Below are 21,978 nucleotides of genomic sequence, written 5' to 3'. Positions count from 1 at the left end.
TTTATACCTCCATATTTTCTATTTTATTTGCAAGTCCCGTGTAACATCCGATGCCGCCTGCCAGAGTGATGACCATGATTCCCACCATGACCCACATCCCGCTTTCGGCTCCCAGCATAAAAAGGTTCGTCACAGGGCAGATCAAAATGACAGCAGCCACCATGGACGCCACCAGTGATTTCTTCCAGAATCCGACCCGCATGGAAATCTGCCCGATGGATGCTGCCATCACTCCCAGAACCGCGCCGGCTGCCAGCACTCTTCCCATTTCCGCCATACCAAAGGTCTCGGGAACGAAATGAAACAGATTGGCAGCGACTCCCACCACTAGGAAGGAGACCGTCTCACATAAGAAGGTCGCTGTGAAGACAAATCCCCACATAAGGATACATTTCGCCTTCAAAATAGCTTTTCTTTTCACCGGGTAGGAGAACAGCAGAAGTGCGTTCTTTCCGGTATATTCTGTCACCACCAATCTGGCTGCCATGGCTCCGCCCATGACTGCAAAACAGGACATGATCAGACCGGAGACAGGAAGAAGCAGCCCTCTCCACGTGGCAAACAGCAGCGCGTCATCGCCGGTCACACTTCTCTCTTCCATCTTGGGAATCAGGGGAAAGGCAAAGGCCATGATCAGACAAAAGGCCGATATGCCCGCGGCTGCCAGAAGGTAGCCCTTAAAATCCGTTCTTTTTAATTCCAGTTTGATCAGCTTCATACCTGTTTCCTCCTCATAATGTCAATGACATACTTTTCAAAGTCTTCTCCGTACTGTGCTCTCATCATGGAGGGAGAGAACTCTTCCACGATTTTCCCCTGTGCCAGGATTCCCACTCTGTGTGCAAGCTGTTCCATCTCGCTTAAAATATGGCTGGATATCAGGATTGCAGTGCCTCTCTCTGCCAGGGCCAGCAGGATATCCCTCACCTCCTGTATCCCCACAGGGTCCAGGCCGTTAATGGGTTCATCCAGCAGCAGACAGTCCGGGTTATGGAGCATGGCCCTTGCAATCCCCAGCCTCTGCTTCATTCCCATGGAGAATTTCGCCACGGGCTTTCTGCCCGTCCGGGAAAGCCCTACCTGTTCCAGTGCGCCTGTGATATCCCTGTTCTGCCCCATATATGCCATATGGATCTCCAGATTCTCACGGGCTGACAAGTGTTCATAAAATATGGGTGTCTCGATCAGAGAACCTATTCTGCTCTGGATCTTTTCCCTGTGCTCCCAACTGTCCCTGCCGTCTATCAGGGCCTCTCCTTCATCCGGCTGCTGAAAGCCTCCGGTTATCTTCATCAGTGTGGTCTTGCCTGCTCCATTGACACCCAGAAGACCGTAAATCTCTCCTTTTTGCAGATTCAGGGAACAGCGCTCCAGCACACTCTGCCCCTGGAAGCTTTTTGACACTTCTCTGATTTCTATTACTGCGTACATTATCTTTCTCCTTTTTAATACCGACCGTAGGTATGTATAATGATAAAAAAATGGGCTGCCGGTTCAGACTATGCTGCCGGGCAGCCGAAAATCATTTATGGTCATTATAAATCTCTGTCAGTTCCTGCAGTTTCTCAACAGTTTCCTCTCCCACAATATCAAGCCCCATGGCATCCAGGATTTCCTTAAAACACAGGCATTTCCTGTATGTCTCTTCCGGTGTGGAATCCATTGTCATGGGATTCAGCCATACATTTCCAAGCAGAAGCAGGACTTCGCCCAACTCTTTCGGATACTTGGTATGGATAGTGCCGTCCTTTATCCCCTCCTCCATGATCGGAGTCAGATAAATAGGTGCCGTGATATCAATGGTTTCCCGCATTACCATGGCCAATAACTGCGGATTCTCTCCGAGACGCGGTGCAGAACGGAACATATCCTTCTGTTCCGGACGGTTGAGGGATTCATAGAAAAGTTTCCTGAGCTTTTCCTTCCCTGTGAGCGTCTTATCATCTCTTATCCGACTTAACAAAACCTCTGATTCCTCTGTCATGCGGTCTGTCACAGCCGAAAGGATTTCCTCCTTGGACTTAAAGTGGTGGTAAATAGCGCCTTTGCTGAGTCCTCCCAGATTATCCACAATATCCTGGATAGATGTCCGCTCATATCCCTTCTCCACAAAAAGACGGCCTGCAGTCTCCAGGATCAGATTCACTGTCTCTTCCGGATATTTATTCCGTGCCATAATATACCTCCATATTTTCATTGGATTATCTTTACGTTAACATACCAACGGTATGTTTGTCAATAGCTTTTCCGGTTGCTTTTTTCCACATGAGGAGTAAAATAATGAAAGGGCCGTTTATCGGGCCTTACTTTCTTACTGAATATAAATGGAGTTATCTTATCATGAATACAGCAGAATCCAAAACCCTGATGACCTCAGGTCCCATATGGAAAAAAATCATACTGTTCGCTCTCCCGCTTTTTCTGGGGAATCTCTTTCAGCAGCTCTACAACACTGCAGACTCCCTGATCGTGGGAAATTTTCTGGACAGCAATGCACTGGCCGCGGTAAGCTCCTCGGGGAATCTCATTTTCCTCATGGTGGGCTTCTTCAACGGCATTGCCATGGGCGCCGGCGTGGTAATTGCCAGATATTACGGCGCCAGAAATATTGAAAGCCTTCAAAAAGCTATCCACACCACCATAGCCCTCGGCCTTGCCGCAAGCGCTGTGCTCACTCTTGCGGGAGTTGTGCTGGCCCCTCAGATCCTGATCTGGATGGGAACACCCGCGGATGTACTTCCCCAGTCCACCACATATTTCCGCATCTATTTTGCCGGTTCCCTGGGGTTTGTTATGTACAATGTGTTCGTGGGAATCCTGCAGTCTGTGGGAGACAGCAGGCACCCGCTGGTTTACCTGATCATCTCCTCTGTGGTAAATGTCGTGCTGGATTTATTTTTTATCCTTATCCTGCACATGGGGGTAGGCTCCGCTGCTCTTGCCACGATCATCTCCCAGTTTTTAAGCGCTGTGCTGTGTTTCGGAAAGCTCAGACGCTGCCCGGAGGACTATCGGGTTTACATAAATAAGATACGATTCGACAGAACCATGTTCAGCCGTATTATCAAAAACGGGCTTCCGGCCGGATTTCAAAATTCTATCATTGCCTTCGCCAACGTGATCGTCCAGACCAACATCAATGCCTTCGGGAAAATGGCAGTGGCCGGATGCGGCGCTTACTCCAAGATCGAGGGGTTTGTCTTCCTGCCTATCAACTGCTTTACCCTGGCGCTGACCACATTTGTCAGCCAGAATCTCGGGGCAAAGGAATATGACAGGGCAAAAAAGGGGGCCAGGTTCGGCCTGCTCTGCTCCATGCTGATCGCCGAGGCCATCGGGGTGCTCATCTATACCTTTGCCCCGGTTCTCATTGCCGCCTTCAACAATGAAGCCCATGTGATCCGGTTCGGAACCGCCCAGGCGCGGACTGTCACTTTGTTTTACTTCCTTCTGGCGCTCTCCCACTGCATTGCGGCTATCCTGCGCGGTTCCGGACGGGCCTCTGTGCCTATGCTGGTCATGCTGGTGTTCTGGTGCATTGTGCGTGTGTCATACATATCTGTGATCGTTAAATACATACCGTCCATCAATGTGATCTTCTGGGCTTATCCTCTGACGTGGTTTTTAAGCTCCGTGGTATTTGTGCTGTATTATAAGAAAGCAGACTGGATACATGGGTTTGAGCGTGCTTAGTCTTGTCAAAAAATCAGCCGCATATCATTCCAGACTGCATTGCCATGGCAGGAATCCGCTCTGCCGTGGCAGACAAAGCCGAACTTTTCGTAATAATGGATCATATGGTCCTTACAGGTAAGGATCATTCCCTTTTTCCCCTCCTGCCGGGCAGACTGGATCAGGGCTTTCATGAGCATTTCCGCGATTCCCTGTCTTCTGTACTGAGGCAGAACATTCAGTCCGAATACGGTCTGGTAGGCCCCGTCTGGATTATGTAAACTTATATCGTGATACATTTCATCCGGCAGATGCGGTTCGTCTGTCACGCCTCCGTTTACAAATCCCACTGCTTTTCCCTCTGTTTCCGCTACAAAAAACTTCTCCGGAAATGCGTTCAGGCGCTCTTTTATGGCCTCCGCGCTGGCTGCTTCCGATGCCGGAAAGCAGGCCGCCTCAATGAGAGCCAGGGTTTCTCCCTCCCCCGGCCGTGCGTTTCTTATGATTATCTGCATTTTATAGTCTCCCTTTCTCAATCTGTTGTTATGGTTCTTTTTTCATATACAGGGCGCAGCGCGTTGTGTTCCCTGAAGTATTCCTCAATGGCTGTGCGGATATTTCCCGTTACGGTCCGGGCTGGTTTCCGCTGTTCGATGATCTCCCGGTCAAGCCCCAGAAAGCTGTCAATGTTATTGTAATGGAACAATTCCAGGCCCACTGCAAATACGTCCTGGTCCCGAATCTCCTCTCCGTTAAACACTGCATCCGTCAGCACCTGCCGGCCTGTGGAATAGACCATGCGGACGCCTTTGCTGAACTGGTAATATTCCGAATCACTGCCATCCACGCTGACACTTTTTTTCATAGCGTGGAGAATTCCCTTTTTCAGTTCTTTTCCCGTCAGTTCAATGCGTACCAGGGTCTCGTCATAGGGATACATGTTGAGCAGATCCCCTACGGTGATGATCGGCCCGATTTCCTCCGCACGCAGGCTTCCGGAGCCAAGCATGACAATATCCAGTTCGAACTGCATTTTCAATGCATCGCAGAACAGATTGCCTGCGCTTGTTGACTGATAGCGGCTGGGATGTGTCGCCTTTCTCACCATGCTGGTGAGGATCGCCCCGTATTTTTCATCTGTCACTCTCTTAAAATCATAGATGAGGTGTTCCAGTTCTTCATTTTTCTCACAGTGTGCATCATCGATGGGGACTGTCTCCCAGGTATAGCTGTCCACAGAATTGGTATCTGTGTTCACCTCTATCTCGAAGCGGCCAATCTGGTCTGTTCCGATTCCGGCCTGTACAATGAGGATATTGTTCACCTCTGCCGGTTCATCCAGATAGGTGTGGCTGTGGCCGCCGATGATAACATCCACACCCCATTTGGGGTCAAGCTGTTCGGCAAGCTTTAAATCCTCCGCAAATCCGATGTGTGTCAGAAGAATTGTAAAGTCAATGTCCACATTTTTATAGCTGTTGCAGATAATTCCCACTTCCCTGGCTGCGTCGGACAGATCCACGAAAGTCCCCAGAAGCATGTCTGATTTTGCCTTGCTCATGATATCTTCCGTCAAAAGTCCCATGACAAGGATCTTCATGCCGTCCACGTGAAGAATCCTGTGGGACTGAAACAGACGCATGCCTGTGGGTCTGATGTAGATATTGGCGTTTACAATGGGGAATTTGCAGCAGCGCTCCAAAAAGAGCAGATGCGCAATGCCGTAATCCAGTTCGTGGTTTCCCAGGGAGACAATATCAGGCCCCAGGACATTCATAATCTCTATGGTGGAGATTCCCTTGAATTCCGTATCTATAAGAGAGCCTCTGAACATGTCCCCTGCGATCATGTAAAGGGTATTGGGGGTATCTCTCCTGACCTGGTTTACATAACCCGAAAGCAGGGAGACACCTCCCACCAGCTCATTATCAATTTCTTCTGCCAGAAAATCGCCGTGCATGTCATTGGAATGCAGGAGCGTAAGATGTTTTAAATTCTTTTGTGCCATTCTTTTTCCTCTCAGTCTGCTTCTTTTACAGGAAGTCGAAAAGGTTTAACTGCTCTCCCCCGTCGTTTTGCTTTCTTTTATCAGCGCTTTCCCTGAGCAGCGATTCCTCCGGCAGATCCTCCAGAAAGACAGAGGGATCACCGGACGTGGTGAGTATCAGTTCCTCTTTTGCTCTGGTCATTCCCACGTAGAAGAGCCGGCGTTCTTCCTCTATGTCCGTGATGAAAGTCTCCCCGATACCAGAGCTGTTTTCTTTCTTTGGATGGGATTCCCTCTCAAAGGGTATAGCGCCTTTTCTGACGCCATAGATGATCGTCACCGGAAATTCCAGGCCTTTTGAGCCGTGGAGTGTCATAAGTGTGACACAGTCGGCTGTATACTGCCTGCCGCCGCAGCGTTTCAGATCACTTTCCACGCCAAGACTGACGGCATCCATGAATTCCTGCATGGATTTATAGAATACGGCCATTCCGAGAAGCTTATTTACAGCTATATCATCTGTAAGATTCATATCTTCTATCCATTGTGCCAGGACTTTCTGGGGTTTTCCTTTTTTCAGGAATGAAATATATTTTTCCTGCATGGTTTCAAAAATACTGCCGCTTATCTGGTTGGGTTCCAGGTCCCACAGTAATTTCAGGCAAATATCTCTGTTCACTGTGTCTGTCTGATCTGTCAGACAGCGGAAAAAACAGAGACATCCCCGGACGGTCTTTTCCGCAAGAAAATCCTCGCGTCCGGCGATCACATATGGAATGCCTTCCCTCTGCAGACATTTTTCTAAAAGTTCAGCCTGGCGGTGTGTTCGGTACAAAACTGCAATATCGGCAAAGCTTCTTGTCTTATGCTCTGTATGCATTTTCTGCGTTTCCTGTGTTTGCTGCACATCCAGCATATCAATTCCGCCGATCAGGCGGTTGATCTCTTTGGCGGTAAAGACAGCCTCCCCCATCTCACTTCCGGCTGTAACGAGGCGGATAGGTGTGCTGTCCGGCCGATTGGGATGGATAACCCTCTCCATGCCGGGATTTTGGGAAATAACCTTGACCGCGCCGGATATCACCTGAGGTGTTGAGCGGTAATTTTCGGTCAGGCGGATGATGCTCAGGTCTGTAAAATCATTTTTTAAATGTTCAAAACATTTGTCATCCGAGCCGCGGAAGCCGTAAATAGACTGATCCGGATCACCGATGACAAAAAGCTCTCTGCCCTGCTTTGTCCACTCTATGATCAGCCGGTACTGGATTGGGCTGATATCCTGAAATTCGTCCACGTGTAGGTAACTGAAACACTGTGCCGGAATGGTTGGATCAGATTTTATGAGGTTCAGAGTTTCCGTAAGCAGGTCGTCAAAGTCAAGGATATGCAGGGATCTTAATATCTGACAATATTCAATGTACGCGGCATATTCGGATTCTGTTATGCCAAGGGCGGTGAACGGTGTATGGTCTGACGGAGCTTTCTCTTCACTCCTGTCGTCTGAAAGGTCTGAGAACACATCACTGTTTGTTTTGATCCGGGATACTTTCTGGAGGAACTGTCTGGGCTTTATTCCCAGATTCCTGCTCTTTACTATATCTGCAGCGATATCCAGGGTTTCCGTCTCGTCGGCAAGGGTAAACTGCATACCTTGTTTTTTCAGCAGATCAAGGCAGATGGAGTGGAAGGTTCCTACCTGGATCAGCCTGGCTGATCTGCCTTTTCCCAGCTGCTGCTTCAGTCGTTCCTGCATCTCGGCGGCAGCTTTATTCGTGAACGTTACTGCGGTTATCTCCGAGGGCTTTACCTTTCTGGTTTCCAGAAGATAGAGGATGCGGGATATGAGTGTCTTAGTCTTCCCGGTACCCGGACCTGCTATGACTGCCACTGCCCGTTCTATGGACTGGACGGCCTGCTGCTGCCTGGGGTTCAGAGCCTGCGGGGCAGGTAGAGGGGGAAGGGGGTTTTCCTGTACATCATCTAGCTGTCTATTTCTCTGTACAGTTCCTGTATTGCCTGATATTTTATTCGTATTCTGGATGCTGCCCGTGTTGTCAAAAAGGCTCAACTGTCCATCCAGGTTTTCTATTTCTGTCTGCTCAAATAATTTTATGGTGCCATACTCTCCGTCAAAACCGGGGACTCTCTCCACTTTTCCTTCCCGCAGCCTCTGGATTCCCTCAGTGATCAAATGCCCGGAAACGTTTCTGATCTCCTCCAGCGGCATTACCCGCAGTATTTCAAATTCAGGTCCCAGTTTCCGGAGCATTTCCTCATACTGTCTTACAACTTTTCTGCTTGCCGAGGAATAGCCCACAGAAGCGCCGATAACTTCCGGCAGCGGTACAAGGCTTTCAAAGGCTTTCGCATCGGCTCTTAGAAAGCCTTCCGGGCGGTCAGCTAACTGTTCCACTCTGTGAGACACTCCGATCGTGAGTTTCCTTCCACAGACAGGGCATTTACCGTTGTATTTCTCAGCCTCCGCCGGACTTAAACAGAGATGGCATTTTCTGTGTCCGTCAAAGTGATATTTTCCTTCTTCCGGGAAAAACTCTATGGTTCCTGCCAATCCGATTCCTTCCTGAATGGCATTTTTTAACCCCTCATAGGAAAGTTCTATGTCCAGCAGATTGGCCTCCCTGCCCAGCTTTGCAGGAGAATGCGCGTCGGAATTTGATATAAGCTGGTATTTATCAAGGGCAGATATCCTCCAGTTCATAGGCGGATCTGAGGAAAGTCCTGTCTCCATGGCCCGAATGTATGGTGATAAATCATCAAAGCATTCCTCCACTGTATCGAAACCGGAAAAAGCCCCGAATAAAGAAAAATGAGGTGTCCAGATATGCGCCGGCACATAGACGGCATTGGGACACAGCTCCAACAGTATTTCCAGCAGGTCCCTGCAGTCTAATCCCAATATGGGACGTCCGTCGGAATGGATATTGCCGATGCTTTCCAGCTTTTTGGATATAATTTCCGCCTCCTCCAGTCCCGGCAGGAGAATCAGACTGTGTACTTTACGGACTTTATCCTTTTTCTTATAAATGGAGCTGATTTCCCCTGTAATGACAAAACGCGGCTGCATAGCTGCGGCCGCTGTGGAATCCTGTATTCTATATTCTTCCTTCAGCACATACAGCCCATCCTCCGCCGGTTCCAGCTTTTCCTGAAGTTCCTCCCTCCAGGCAGGATGTGTGAAGTCACCTGTGCCGACTATCTGAATCCCCTTTCTGCGCGTCCAGAGATCCAGATATTCCGGTGTGCAGTCCCTGCTGGTGGCGCGGGAATAGCGGGAATGGATGTGTAAATCTGCGATGTACATTTTTTTATCACCTTATCCTTTTTGATGTTGAAAAGTCATAACGATTATCATGTATCAATTAGTATAACATTTTATCAGTTGAATTTTCAACTTTCAATAATATCCTTTTCTTATTATTCATGGATGTAAAAAGGATGTTACTGTTCACTGCGTGCCCAGCAACACGCTTCGCGATGCACAGATATGGAGCATTCCGCTCCATATCGCGCTGGCTGCCTCGGGATTTTGCTTCGCATCGCGCAGCATCCCCTTGGGGAAAACACCTCCCGGAACATTGGCCGTGAACAGTAACAAAAAGATGACAGATACCCTATAGGTGTCCGCCATCCTTTTTTCAATGCACATACTCACATCCGGCTTTCAGGTTTGTCACTCACGTACCCGCAGCCACACACGCATTTCCCCCTCCCCCCTGTTATTCCACATACAGTACGGCACAGCCTTAACCCTGCATTTCTCCAATCGCTCCGTCACAGGCTGATATAATTTCCCTTCCCATCCCTTTTCACTAACACGCCAGGCATCCGCTAAAACAGCGGTAGTCCCTCCCAGTAAATCCTCCTGAAATACCGGTTCTATACTGCCGCCGGCATCCAGTACGACAGCTCCCAGATTTTTTCCGTTATCGGCTTCCTCCAGACAATACACCAACGGTCCCCGTACGATTGCTGCCTTCCCTGCATCCGAAGCAACGCGGGGATGGGCACACATCAGGACAGGTTTTAAAGGTATCTCAAAAATAAACTCTGCTTGGCTCTCCCAAACTGTTTTTTCAGTATACAGATATCCCTTCTCCCGTCTGACTGAAACTTCTTTTCCGCTCTTACTGATCATCTGCTCTACTTTTGTCCATCCAGGCTCGCGTACTGCCAGGGAAAACGGAATTCCTTCATGGTTTTCCACTGTTATTTTCACCTTGCCGTCATAGGGATAATCTGTCTGGACAGACACAGATATGGTGCCTTCCTTTAATTTTACTGAGCACTTTCCGGCGATAAAAAGATTGACAAACAGAGTATCCTCATTTTCAGAATAAATATAATTCCCAAGGCCGGTAAGTGTGCGGGCAATATTCGGAGGGCAGCAGGCAACACCAAGCCACTTTCTCCGGGAGGGAAGTACATGATGAAGGGTTCTGTTTGCCTTTAACTGTTCCGGTACCACTTCCAGAGGATTCACGTAAAAAAATTCTGTCCCGTTTAACGACATACCGCCAAGAACTGTATTATAAAGCGCCCTCTCGGCGATATCCATGTATTTTCCGTCTCTCTCTACCTGGAACATTCTCAGTGAGAACATGGCAAGCGCTACAGAAGCACACGTCTCCGAATAGTTATAATTGTTAGGAAGGTCATAATCACAGGTAAAACATTCCCCGTCAGCCGCTGCCCCTACACTGCCGGTGATAAACATCTGCGCGCCGGTAATATTATCAAATAGTATTCTGCAGGCATCCAATAAAGACTCATCTCTGCATTCGTATCCCACATCAGCCATAGCTGAATACAAATATAAAGCCCTGACCGCATGTCCGTCCGCCTTCTTCTGCTTCCGTATCGGCTTATGCGCCTGTATATTATTATATCCCAGATGCTCAAACTCAGGAAAAATGTGATGGAACCCGTCCATCTTCTGCTCTTCCTCAAAGTGGCTGGGACTCTGACTGCCCCTGATATCCAGGAAATACTTTGCCATATTCAGATACTTTTCATCTTTTGTCAGACGGTAAAGCTTAACAAGTGCCAGCTCGATCTCAGGATGCCCGGGACATCCGTGGATCTTTCCTTCATCCGGGCCAAAGGTATCACAGATACAGTCTGCCAGTCTGCATACGATCTTTAAAAAACTGTCCTTCCCCGTAGCCTGATAATATGCCGCTGCAGCCTCGATCATATGCCCGGCAGTATATAATTCATGTCCTTCCCTTAAATTGCTCCATCTTCCCAAAGGCTCCTGAATGGTATAATATGTGTCCAGATATCCGTCCTGCTGCTGGGCCCTTCCGATCAAATCTATAACTTCATCAGCCTCTTTTTCCAGTTCGCCGTTCTTCTCCCCTTCCAGGCTGTAGGCCAGGGCTTCCAGCCATTTTGCCACATCCGTATCCTGGAAAACCATTCCGTAATACTTTCCTGTACTCTCCTTTGCTGCAATTTTAAAGTTCTCAATACAGTGGCTTTTCGCCGCATCGTTTACCCTGTCATTCAATACTTCCCATTGATACGGAAGCATCTTCTCCCGCACCAGTATAATATATCTGCTCCAAAATCTGTCCTCTATCTTCACATCTGACAGCTTTGGCGAATCTAATTTTTCCATCCGCATAAGCCTCCCTCTGCCTGTCCCCTGATTTTCTCATACTGCCCGGATCCCTCTCTGATAAAAAACGGTATCACTTCCAGAGGTGTAGGGTACATCAATGTCTGCCCGCCTTCATACACTTTCCCATTATAATAATCGATCCATCTGTCTCCGTTTGGCAGATATACTTCTCTGGAAGTCATCCCCGGATACGTGACCGGTGCTGCCAGAAGATCCCTTCCCAACATAATTTCATCTTCAGTCTCCCAGCAGTTTTCATCTTCCGGATAGTTAAAGAACAGGGTTCTGAGCATGGGCAGTCCTGTTTCGGAGGCCTCGGCTGCTGTTTCCTCCACATAGGGACGCATTCTCTCCCGCAGCATCAACAGCTCTTTTAGAATCCCATAATTTTTCTCCCCGTAACTCCATACCTCATTTGGTCCGCAGGTATTAAAGTCGAACATCCCGCTGTCCACAACTTCCGGCAGGGTTCCTGAGGGGCGGCGATGACCGTGAAGCCGGCATATTGGACTGAACACGCCAAACTGGAACCATCTGACAAGAAGTTCACGGAATTCTTCACTCTCCGGATCTCCGCCCCAGAAACCGCCGATATCACTTGTCCACCATGCAATTCCGGCCATACCGGCATTTAACCCCGCCCGAATCTGCATACGGAAGGAACGGAAACTGGAATATATATCACCGGACCACAAAAGTGTCCCGAATTTCTGACTGCCTGCCCATGCACTTCGAGTAAGATTCATGGGGTCTTCAATCCCGTCTTTTTTCATTCCGTCATAGATGGCCTGACTGTAACAAAGCGGATATATGCCGCCGATTTCTCTGGCAGAGCCAGCCTGGTAACGGTAAATATCATAATCAAACTGCTGATATTCCGGTTCTGCCTCATCCAGCCAGAAAATGCGGATACCGTATTTCCCATAGTTCTCTTTCAGCTTTTCATATAAAAACTCCCTTGCTCCCTGTGTTGTTGGATCAAAAAATACCTGAGCGCCCAGACAATGATACTGTGTCCTCACCCCCCGGTCCGCCCTGGTCAAAAATCCCAATTGTTTCAGCCTGGCATAATTCTCACTGTACGGCTCCACTGTAGGCCATACAGATACCATGAGTTCAACGCCCATCTCTTTCAGCTCATCCACCATAGCTTGTGGATCAGGAAAATATTCCGGGTCAAATGACCAGTCCCCCTGATGTTTCCAGTGAAAAAAATCTATAACTATCACAGATAAGGGAAGTCCTCTTCTCTTATATTCCCTGGCAGTTTCAAGTACCTCCTCCTGGTTGTGATACCGCAGCTTACTCTGCCAGAAGCCGGACGCCCACTTCGGAAATTCCCCCGGCCGCCCTGAAACTGCCGTATAATTTTCCAAAATTTCGGCTGGTGTCTCCCCTGCCGTAATCCAATAATCAATTACGCAGGACGCCTCTGCTGTCCATCGTGTCAGGTTCTTCGCGAAATTAACAGATCCCACTGCCGGATTGTTCCATAAAAAGCCATACTCTTTATTTGAAATGTAAAAAGGAATACTTGTCTGAGAATTTTTATGGCAGAGTTCAAGCTCACATCCCTTTAAGTCCAGATATTCCATCTGATATTGGCCCATGCCGTAAATTTTTTCGTTCTTATTTGACTCAAAAGTCATAACCGCCTTCGGTACGGTGCCGCCCCACTCTTTCAGGACGCGTGCATAATTCTCCGTAGCCATCATATCCACCGGAACCTCCCTGGTTTCCCAGCGTTCCTTCAGAATTTCCTCGTTCTTCTCATTATAGAAAGTAATATAACCGTATGTATTGATTCTTGCGCATATTTTACCATTTGTTATACTGGCAGAATCCTCTGAGATTTTAATGATGGGCTTCACTTCACCCTGTGGTTCCAAAGCCCAGTCCTTTTCCGGCATTTTCTCCAAATGTGTACTTCTGACCCGCAGGCTGTCCCTGCCCCATGCCTCAATGTACAGCAGTTCATCATCATACCGCCAGCTTAAGCGCTCCTGTTCACCTTTTACAATACCTTTCATCCGATGTGTCTCTCCTTTCCAAAAATCACCTGAACGATCAGCCCTTCACGGCACCGCCCACGAGTCCGCCCACAATATACTTCTGCAGGCATACAAACAACACCACGATTGGCAGCACAATGATCACACCATATGCCATGATCATATTCCATTTTGTTCCGTATGCATCGAGAAACTGATAGATCCCGGATGTCATGGGAAGCAGATCGCCTTTGTTGTTAAAGGTTATGGAATACACCAAATCATTCCATGCAAAAATAAAAGAAAATGCCGCAGCCGTTATGATACCGCTCTTACATATCGGCAGTGTAACTCTGAGAAATGCCGTAAAGTAATTACACCCGTCAATTCTTGCCGCCTCCTCTATCTCCTTGGGGCATTCCATGAAAATAGGCCTGAGCACCATGATCACAAATGGAATGGATATTGTAGCTGTAGCCAGGATAGGCGCAAGATATGTATTCAAAAGTCCCGCTTTGTTATAGATCAGGAACAGAGGCGTCAGCACCAGGGAACAGGGGAGCATCTGTGTTGTCAGAAAGATCATCAGAATCGGTTTCTTCCCCGGAATCTTAAATCTTGACAGTCCATATCCGGCGGGAATAGACAGGACAAGTGAGAGAACCATGGAACCTATAGCTATGATCCAGCTATTCTTAAACTGGACGAAAATGTTAGCTGTATTGGATTTATTCTGGAACTGGTCTATGTAATTCTCCCAATGGATCTCCCTTGGAAACCATGTCTGCACCTGCGCAAAAATCTCAGTATCGGATTTCAGGGAACTGATAATGATCCAATACATTGGAAAAAGAAATATTGCCGCTATTACAACTGCTATTATGGTATCGATTATATTTTTTGTCCGCTGCTTCATCATAGTCAACTCACCTCATCTTTTCCGATCAATTTCAAATATACCAATGCCACCACAAACAGACAGAGGAACAGTACATTTGCCACAGCCGCCCCCTGTCCGAAATAATAAGTCTTAAAGGAAAGACGGTACGAGTAAGTAGAAAGAACCTCTGAGGCATCCACCGGCCCACCTCCTGTAGTTACATAGACCAAATCAAAGACTTTAAACGTATATACAAATCCCAATATCAAAACAGAAAGAATAGACTGCTTGATCATGGGCACAGTAATATAGAAAAACCTCTGTACGGAATTTGCCCCGTCAATAGATGCACTCTCGTAGACGTCCTGGGGAACATTGTCAAGACCGGTTGATAACAGAAGCATATTAAAAGGAATTCCCACCCAGGTATTGGCTATGATAAGCCCCCAAATAACTGTTCTCTCGTTCAGCAGCCATTCCACGGGCGCTTTCACAAGATGCAGATTCATAAGAATATCATTGATAACACCGTTTGTAGGGCTCAGCATGAACTTAAACATAAGTCCTACCACTGTCATGGGAAGCATATAGCTGATTACCATAAGGCCCTTCAGATACCTTGCGGCCTTAAATTTTTTGCTGAAAAACATTGCAAAAGCAAATCCGATTATAAACTGAAATACAATACAAAAAATCGTATAGAAAAATGTATTTTTAATAGCCTTCCACATGGTCGGGTCACTGAAAATCGCCTCATAGTTCTTAAGTCCGATGAATTCCGCATGGCCCATGCCTACGCTTTGTGCTGTCATGTCAAAAAAACTGATATAAAAATTATACAGAATGGGAAATCCGATCATGGCGACCATGAAAATCAGTGCCGGCATAATATATGCATATCCGTTTCGTATTTCCCGCCTGCTGTTTCTGGAATATTTACTGCCCATAATGTCCGCTCCTTTTCAGGGTATTTAGAGTCAAAAAGTCTGCCGGGATTTCTTAAGACCGAAAAACCCGGCAGACTCCTGGTAATGTCAGTTGCCTGTTACCGGCAAATGCAACATTTTATTTTTTTAACGATTCCTCAATATCCGCAATCGCTGCGGCGGCATCCTTGCATGCCTGTTCCGGCGTCTTTGCCTCTGTCAGCGCACTCTGGCAGGCTTCAATGATAACATTGTCCACCTCTGTCCATTTTGGATAGGGCCCGCGTGGTTTTGTATTTTCCATCTGTTCAGCAAATACCTTCATCTCCGGATCATCTGCAAACTCTTTATCAATATCCACATCAGAACGGGGAGAGAATTTTGCTACGCTCTTTGCGTACGGAGCAGAAATTTCCTTTCCGCAAAGATATTCAATAAACTCAAAGCAGGCGTCAGCATCGGCATTTTTTGTGATACAAAGAGCTTCACCTCCCAGACAGGATGCAGGTACTTTGTCCTGCGGAATGGGTACAACTCCCCAGTTCTTATCCGGCGCATCATTTCTGAGTGTCCCCACGTTCCAGGATCCGTTTACCATCATTGCACAGTTGCCGGAGGCAAATTGTTTGCACACGTCAGCCTGTGACCAGTTTAAAACTTCTTTATTGGCCAATCCGTTTTTCACGAAATCAGAGTAATAAGTCATGGCCTTTATGCTGTCATCCGATCCCATATCCGTCCAGTCCCCCTCTGCTGACCAGAGGAACGGCATAAACTGGAATGTACACTCCGCATTTTTGATCGCTGAAAATCCCAGGCCGTAGACACCATCTTTTGTAGTCTTTTGGGCTGCATCCACCAGTTCATCCCAGGTAGTCGGCGCTTCCACGCCTGCGGCAGCCAGCATATCCTTATCATAAAACAGGGCAAGATTATTACCGATATAAGGAACACCGTACATTTTGCCTTCATATACACAGGAGTTTGTGATACTGTCCAGGAACTGGTTTTCATCCCATCCGTCAAACTGTTTCTTGATATCCTGGAATACCCCCATCTCTCCATAATTGATCACTTCCGGGTTGTCCACAAATACCATATCCGGCAGTTCACCTGCCATATTGCCGATCGTGAGCTGCTTTGTCTGCTCATCCCTGGCAACCCATTCTGTCACAACAGTTGCCTTTTCGCTCTGTGCATTAAAATTATCTATCATCTCCTGGAACGGCTCTACCTCAGGAGATACCATACTATGCCACAGTACAACCTCCGTTTTTCCCCCACCATCAGAATCTTTTCCTGTATCTGCTGTTTTTTCATCCTTTGCGTCTTTTGCTGTGTCCGCCTGGGTATCACCTGAACTTCCGCAGCCTGCCAGCAGACCTGCCGTCATTATTCCTGTCAGTGCCATCGCCAAAAATCTTTTTTTCATTTCTTTCCTCCAATAATCTGTATTTTTGTTACAACTTGTTGACTTTTTGAAATACCGGTATTTTTACTGCTCTCTTTAAGATGATTTTATTATATCAGTTTTCATTTTCAGGCAAAATTATACGATTTTAACAAAAGTGGATTCTTTTGCACAAAAAAATGACCAAATATACACGTCCTACCATGTATATCCGGTCATTTTATCCAATTTCAAATTATTCTGTTTTGTCTCCGTTTTCACCATACTGAAGATATTTTTTCGGGGATACGCCCGTAACCTCTTTAAATACCCTGCAGAAATATTTCACATCCGAATATCCCGCTTCAAAAGCAATCTCATAAATTTTCCTGTTTCCCTTCTGCAGCATTTCCTTGGCCTTGCCAATCCTGTACTCTTTCAGATAATTGACAAAAGGACGGCCAACCTCCCTGGAAAACATACGGCTCAAATATTCAGGCGTTACCTTATACTTCTCTGCCAGATCATCCAGTGTCAGTTTATCCTGATAGTGTTCATGTATATATCCGATCACCTTTGTGACAAGAAGAGAATAAATCGCCTCCTCCTTTTTTGTCTCCTGGCAGGCAGGCTTCAGTTTTTTCTCCAGCCGCTCCATCAAATCTTTGATCTTCTGCACAGTCACCGGCTTCAACAGATAATCCGTCACACCCAGAGAAATGCCCTGCTGCGCATAGGAAAATTCTGCATAACCGCTCAGGATCACGAACAGACAGTCCATATGAATCTTCCTCAGGCTTTCAATCATTTCCAGTCCATTCATCCTGGGCATCTTAATATCCGTGATAACGATGTCAGGTTTCACCTCTTTAACCAGGACCATTCCGTCACAGCCGTTATCTGCATAACCTGCAATATGATATTCCGGATTGATCTTCTCAATCAGATGCCCCAGTCCTGTCTGGGCCATATATTCATCCTCCACAATCACTACTTTTAGCATATACTTCATCTCCATAAGGTATTTCCACAGTTACCACTGTTCCTGACGTCTCTGAACTATAGTAACGTATGAACGCATCTCCCCCGTAATAGCTCTCCAGCCTTGCCCGTACATTATCCGTGCCGATATCCCCTCTGCTGTCCTTACGGTTAAGCCTTGCCAGCGTCGTTTCCCCTATTCCCTTTCCATTATCCTTAATAACAAACCGCAGCCGATTCCCCTCCTCCATGGTTGCTTCAACTGTGATCTTTCCATCTTTTTTCATTTCATTAATGCCATGCACCACACAATTTTCAATAATAGGCTGCAGCAGCATTTTATGTATCAGGATATCTTCCGCCTCCTCAGGTATATGGATGATAAAGGTGAATTTATCCGAAAAACGTTTCTGCTGCAGAAAAAGATACTTGTTCAGCCATTGTTTTTCTTCTCTCACCTGCACCATCCCGTCTATATCCGTAATACTGTATCTGAGCAGGTCCGCAAGGCAGGAAATCATCTCACTGATTTCATATTCCTCATTTTCAATTGCCCTCCAGTTAATACTGTCCAGGGTATTATAGAGAAAATGTGGGTTGATCTGGGATTCCAGGGCGCGAAGTTCTGCCTGTTTCTGCCTCGTCACCGCCTCCTCTGTCTGGGCGCGCTCCCGTTTCAGCCGCTTTATCAGGCGTTCAATACTTTTTGACATCTGGTTAAATTGCTGTATGACGGGATAAAACTCATCTTCAATGGTGGCATCAAGCTGCATCCCCACCTGCCCTTCCCCTATTTTCTTCAGGTTCATGGAGAGCATGCTGAGATTCCTTGTAAAGTATTTGCTCAGTGCCCAGACCACTGCGACAAACGGTACAATGAAAATAATACCAATCAATATAGTCACCTGCCGGAAACCGTATAGATTTTGTTTTATTTCTTTAAGGTTTACATAAGACCGCAGTGTCCAGTTTGATTTTTCAATCTGATTTTCCTTTATCAACTGGTTCTTGTCCGATTTATCAATGCCTTCCGATATTTTTCCTATTCTGTCTTTCTCCTGGGAATATATGATTCTTCCCCGGGGGTCTATAACTTCCACCATATCGTTCCACTGGGACTCTTCATCATCGCCGGTATCCAGGTTCTGAAAAAATTCCATGCCGATTCCCATGACAAGCACTCCCACATTACTGTCAGCAACATAATCCTGAACAGGTATGGCTATATAAAACAGATCGATCTGCCTGCCCCCGGCAAGTTCTTCCTGGATTGTGGGCAAAAATACGGCTGATTCCGATTCTCTTGTCTGACTGCACAGTCCCAGACGCCGCTTTTTGTCAGACCACATATTATTGTCATAGACACTGTTGAATTTCTCGTAGGTATAGTAGTTTTCTCCCTGGTTATCTATGTATGTCATACTCTGGACTGCCTCCAGCATCTGGCCATAGGATATGAACTTACTGCGCAGGGTTGTTTTGCTCTCCACCGGCTCTCTGCCACGGTTGAGGCTGTCCATGGCTCCTGCCACCGCAGGGTCCACTACTGTCTGGTAAATCAGATCAAACACCTGCCGCAGGTCCAGTTCAAGAAAACGGACACGCTGGGTGATCTTATAATCAGTCAGCTCGTAGGCCTGTTTTTCAAGATTCTTTGCCGCCACATTAAAAATTATAGAGGAAATAATGACTGCAGGCATGACGGTGGCAACGATCAGGGCTATGATCATACGTCTTGTCCAGGATATTTTATGGAACTTTTTTTGTATGGGCATTTTGTTGATTTCCTTTGTATTTTGTAGTGTTTTGGGGGGCTTTGATGAATATTATAGACATTTATGCCGAGAAGGGCAAGATATTTAATATAGTTTCCATGGTAAAAAGAAAAATGACATAAACCCAGTGTTTATGCCACTTTTCCTATATATTCCATTCTCTTAAATTAAGCATACTGAAACTTTTAAGTCCAGTACAGCCTGGTGTCATTTCTTAAAATAACTCATATCTATCCCCGACTTCTCCAGCACTGCTCTCACTCTATCCATAGTCTCCGCGTCTGCCTCCGGACGGCTGTCGTCATAAGTTTTCAGCAGTCTGGCAATCTCTTTGTCAATGCTCTCCTTAAAGTAATCCGCGTTCTTGGCATTGCGCTCTCCGATGCGGGGGGAGTACAGATCCCTGTAGTTTTCCAGCGTATAATCTGAAGTCACAAAGCTGCCGTCATGCCCGATCTCCTTGATCTCTTCGAGATTCAGCGTCTCCTCATTCACCTCAATAGGTGCAAAGGAGGCTTTGACCTGGCGGATTATCTCAAAATCAATCACCATTTTTTCAAAGGAAGTGGCGTTGACACTGTCCATAACACCACCTGCCTCCATAACCAGATTGATACCGTGGCGATAAGCGGAAACAAACGTCAGCATGGATTCATATCCGGCCTGACAGTTGATAACCGGGGCATCGGTCTGGCATCCGCCGCCTCTGGACGGCAGCCCGTAAAATCTGGCCATATTTGCTCCGAACCCCTGCATAAGAGTTCCCTCCGGAGCTGCACAGGCAAAGGTAATACCGCCTCTCATGTCCGCGGCTGTCGACTGGATTCCAAAGACCACCGGTGTGCCGGGACGAATCATCTGCGCAAGGGCAATGCCGGCAAGATTTTCCGCTGTTCCGCTGGCAAGAGTCCCCGCCATGGAGAGTGATCCTGTTGCGCCCAGCATTGTGGCAGGGCAGAGAATGGCAGGCTGTCCGTACTCCGCCAACAGCATCAGGCAGTCCAGCATTCTCTCATCCAGAGACAGAGGAGATACGGTGTTGATCAGCGCGATCATTCCCGGTTTTTCAACCATGTTTTCTTTGCTTCCAAAGAGTTCACAGGCTGCCTCAAATATGAGCTCCATCTCGTTTTTAAAACCAGTGGGCAGCATGATCGCTTTGTCAGAATACATAAGCGTTGCATAAAACATTTCTATTGCTGCAGTCTCCTCCTGCACATCACTGGGCTGGATCATAATACCGCCGTTAATGGAATAACTCTCCTCTGCCTGGACAAGTTTTAAGCATTTGATATAGTCCTCCATGGTTCCTCTGCGGCGCTGGCCGCTCCAGTCATCAATAAATGCACATCCGTATGTGGGAGCCGGATTGATATGATTCCCGCCTACTGTCATGTTGTATTTGGGATTTCTTGCATAAAGAGTGAATGATTCCGGAGCCATTTTAACCCAGTGCATAACCTGTTCTTCTGTAAAATATACCGTATTATCTTCCACCCTGATTCCGTTTTTCCTGAAGATTTCAACTGCCTTCGGATTGTGAATCCTCACACCCACATCACGCATAATTTCCATAGCCGCATCATGTATCATCTGCTCTCTTGACATATAATTTCCTCCTGAATTTTGACGGACAACTTCTGTCCCGCCATATTTTATATTGAATGTTTATCTGTTTCTTACGCCCAGTTTTAATACATCCCGAAGGTACCGAACGCTTTCCTCACAGGCCTGCAGTTCCCTTGCCCTGGCCTCCTCGATGGGTTCCTCCATACTCCTGAATGCAATCTCATTTTCAAAGATAATCTTATCCATTGGTGACTTCTCCCGTATCTGGGAAACCATCTTCGGACAATCCATGGAGCCCTGTCCGTGCGCAGCTCCGATATCATGTACACCCAATGGGTCCACGACAATAATATCATCACTGAAATGGCAGCAGTATGCCTTGGGCAGCATACGTTCCATGGCATAATACGGGTTTTCTATAACCTGGAGCGGATTCATGGTATCTACACAGGTACCTATAAGCGGATGGTTCAGCTTATCCACGATCCATAGAATCTCGTCTGCAAAGGTATCCGTATGATTTTCAATTGCGATCTGCATACCGAACTCTTCGATCAAGGGAATAGTCCTTTTAAATTCATCGTACCGGTCAGCCATCTGGCGCATAACATCCGGGTGCATACAGGAGCCGTAAAGTTCTCTTGGCCGTATAATATCAAGACTGAATTTTACCAGCTCTGCGTCAAGATCATGCCCTATCCGAAGAGCTTCCTCTGCCGTACAGTTCACTCGGGAATCACTCCCTGCCTGAAAGGATGAATTAAATTCCAAAAACAGCCCGTGCTCTTTGGCTGCCTGCGCCACCTTTTTCAGATTCTCAGTTCCAAATGGGTCTTTTTCAGCAGTTGTCAAAAGGTCCACTTTTGTGATCTGAAGCCCGTCCAGTTCCCATTTCACTGCTTTATCCATCAGTTCATACAGAGACATTGTCTGCTCAAAATAATAATCCTTTCCAAATCCCCAGCTTTCTCCCAGACCGAAGAAATGAAGCGTATAGGTATGCATTCCCAGTCTTAAAGGTCTGTTCCTGTCAGTCATATTTCCACTCTCCTTTTATTCTTTGTTCTGAATCTGTCAAAACATTTTCTTATTAAACCACATTATTGCAAACAAGTTCACTTTTTTTGACATACACCTCCGTTTCTGCATAAATCATCATACAC

Annotated in this window: 16 protein-coding genes; 1 reads left to right on the top strand and 15 read right to left on the bottom strand. The window is 46.9% G+C overall.

Going from position 1 to position 21,978, the window contains the following annotated elements:
- Position 1 precedes the first annotated feature (1 nt).
- From LC508_RS23005 to LC508_RS22995, 3 genes are all read right to left on the bottom strand, one after another.
- The gene (locus LC508_RS23005) at positions 2 to 718 is read right to left on the bottom strand and encodes an ABC transporter permease (protein ID WP_103731807.1); all 717 of its coding nucleotides are present in this window, start codon (positions 716 to 718) and stop codon (positions 2 to 4) included.
- On the bottom strand, positions 715 to 1,431 hold the full coding sequence (locus tag LC508_RS23000; protein ID WP_054350645.1) for an ABC transporter ATP-binding protein: 717 nt from the start codon (positions 1,429 to 1,431) through the stop codon (positions 715 to 717). The genes LC508_RS23005 and LC508_RS23000 overlap by 4 nt, the downstream gene beginning before the upstream one ends.
- A 91-nt stretch (positions 1,432 to 1,522) precedes the next feature.
- Entirely contained in the window at positions 1,523 to 2,176 is a 654-nt protein-coding gene (locus tag LC508_RS22995) for a TetR/AcrR family transcriptional regulator (protein WP_033139123.1), read from the bottom strand.
- A 164-nt stretch (positions 2,177 to 2,340) separates the two neighbouring features.
- On the opposite strand from LC508_RS22995, the gene LC508_RS22990 reads away from it, so the two are divergent.
- On the top strand, positions 2,341 to 3,693 hold the full coding sequence (locus LC508_RS22990) for an MATE family efflux transporter (protein WP_033139179.1): 1,353 nt from the start codon (positions 2,341 to 2,343) through the stop codon (positions 3,691 to 3,693).
- A gap of 5 nt (positions 3,694 to 3,698) precedes the next feature.
- Here the strand turns inward: LC508_RS22990 and LC508_RS22985 are convergent, their stop codons facing one another.
- The 12 genes from LC508_RS22985 to LC508_RS22930 form a co-directional block, all read right to left on the bottom strand.
- Positions 3,699 to 4,187, bottom strand: a complete 489-nt coding sequence (locus LC508_RS22985; protein ID WP_103731805.1) for a GNAT family N-acetyltransferase — start codon at positions 4,185 to 4,187, stop codon at positions 3,699 to 3,701.
- 17 nt (positions 4,188 to 4,204) lie between these two features.
- Positions 4,205 to 5,680, bottom strand: coding sequence for a bifunctional metallophosphatase/5'-nucleotidase (locus LC508_RS22980; protein WP_103731804.1), 1,476 nt, complete (start codon positions 5,678 to 5,680; stop codon positions 4,205 to 4,207).
- Positions 5,681 to 5,705: 25 nt separating this feature from the next.
- A complete protein-coding gene (locus tag LC508_RS22975) occupies positions 5,706 to 8,981 on the bottom strand; it encodes a UvrD-helicase domain-containing protein (RefSeq protein ID WP_118593871.1) in 3,276 nt (1,091 codons plus the stop codon).
- Between the two features lie 369 nt (positions 8,982 to 9,350).
- Positions 9,351 to 11,300: a glycoside hydrolase family 127 protein gene (locus LC508_RS22970; protein ID WP_330425185.1), complete on the bottom strand. Its 1,950-nt coding sequence runs from the start codon at positions 11,298 to 11,300 to the stop codon at positions 9,351 to 9,353.
- A complete protein-coding gene (locus tag LC508_RS22965) occupies positions 11,288 to 13,333 on the bottom strand; it encodes a glycoside hydrolase family 31 protein (RefSeq protein ID WP_103732341.1) in 2,046 nt (681 codons plus the stop codon). Before LC508_RS22965 ends, LC508_RS22970 begins: the two co-directional genes overlap by 13 nt.
- Positions 13,334 to 13,370: 37 nt before the next feature.
- Positions 13,371 to 14,213 (bottom strand): carbohydrate ABC transporter permease, encoded by an 843-nt coding sequence (locus LC508_RS22960; protein ID WP_033139128.1) that lies wholly within the window; start codon positions 14,211 to 14,213, stop codon positions 13,371 to 13,373.
- A 2-nt stretch (positions 14,214 to 14,215) separates the two neighbouring features.
- Complete coding sequence (locus LC508_RS22955) at positions 14,216 to 15,121, bottom strand: carbohydrate ABC transporter permease (protein ID WP_103732340.1); 906 nt, start codon at positions 15,119 to 15,121, stop codon at positions 14,216 to 14,218.
- A gap of 118 nt (positions 15,122 to 15,239) precedes the next feature.
- Positions 15,240 to 16,532: a sugar ABC transporter substrate-binding protein gene (locus LC508_RS22950; protein ID WP_033139130.1), complete on the bottom strand. Its 1,293-nt coding sequence runs from the start codon at positions 16,530 to 16,532 to the stop codon at positions 15,240 to 15,242.
- A gap of 214 nt (positions 16,533 to 16,746) precedes the next feature.
- A complete protein-coding gene (locus LC508_RS22945) occupies positions 16,747 to 17,493 on the bottom strand; it encodes a response regulator transcription factor (protein WP_054350640.1) in 747 nt (248 codons plus the stop codon).
- Positions 17,465 to 19,246: a sensor histidine kinase gene (locus LC508_RS22940; RefSeq protein WP_118593872.1), complete on the bottom strand. Its 1,782-nt coding sequence runs from the start codon at positions 19,244 to 19,246 to the stop codon at positions 17,465 to 17,467. Before LC508_RS22940 ends, LC508_RS22945 begins: the two co-directional genes overlap by 29 nt.
- Before the next feature lie 207 nt (positions 19,247 to 19,453).
- Positions 19,454 to 20,854 (bottom strand): trimethylamine methyltransferase family protein, encoded by a 1,401-nt coding sequence (locus LC508_RS22935; protein WP_103732115.1) that lies wholly within the window; start codon positions 20,852 to 20,854, stop codon positions 19,454 to 19,456.
- 60 nt (positions 20,855 to 20,914) lie between these two features.
- Entirely contained in the window at positions 20,915 to 21,853 is a 939-nt protein-coding gene (locus LC508_RS22930; protein WP_033139132.1) for a sugar phosphate isomerase/epimerase family protein, read from the bottom strand.
- Between the last annotated feature and the right edge of the window lie 125 nt (positions 21,854 to 21,978).

The organism is Blautia parvula (assembly GCF_020215665.1).
GTDB lineage: Bacteria > Bacillota > Clostridia > Lachnospirales > Lachnospiraceae > Blautia > Blautia celeris.
Note: the sequence above shows the minus strand (reverse complement) of the source record. Positions and strands in the feature narration are given on the sequence as shown.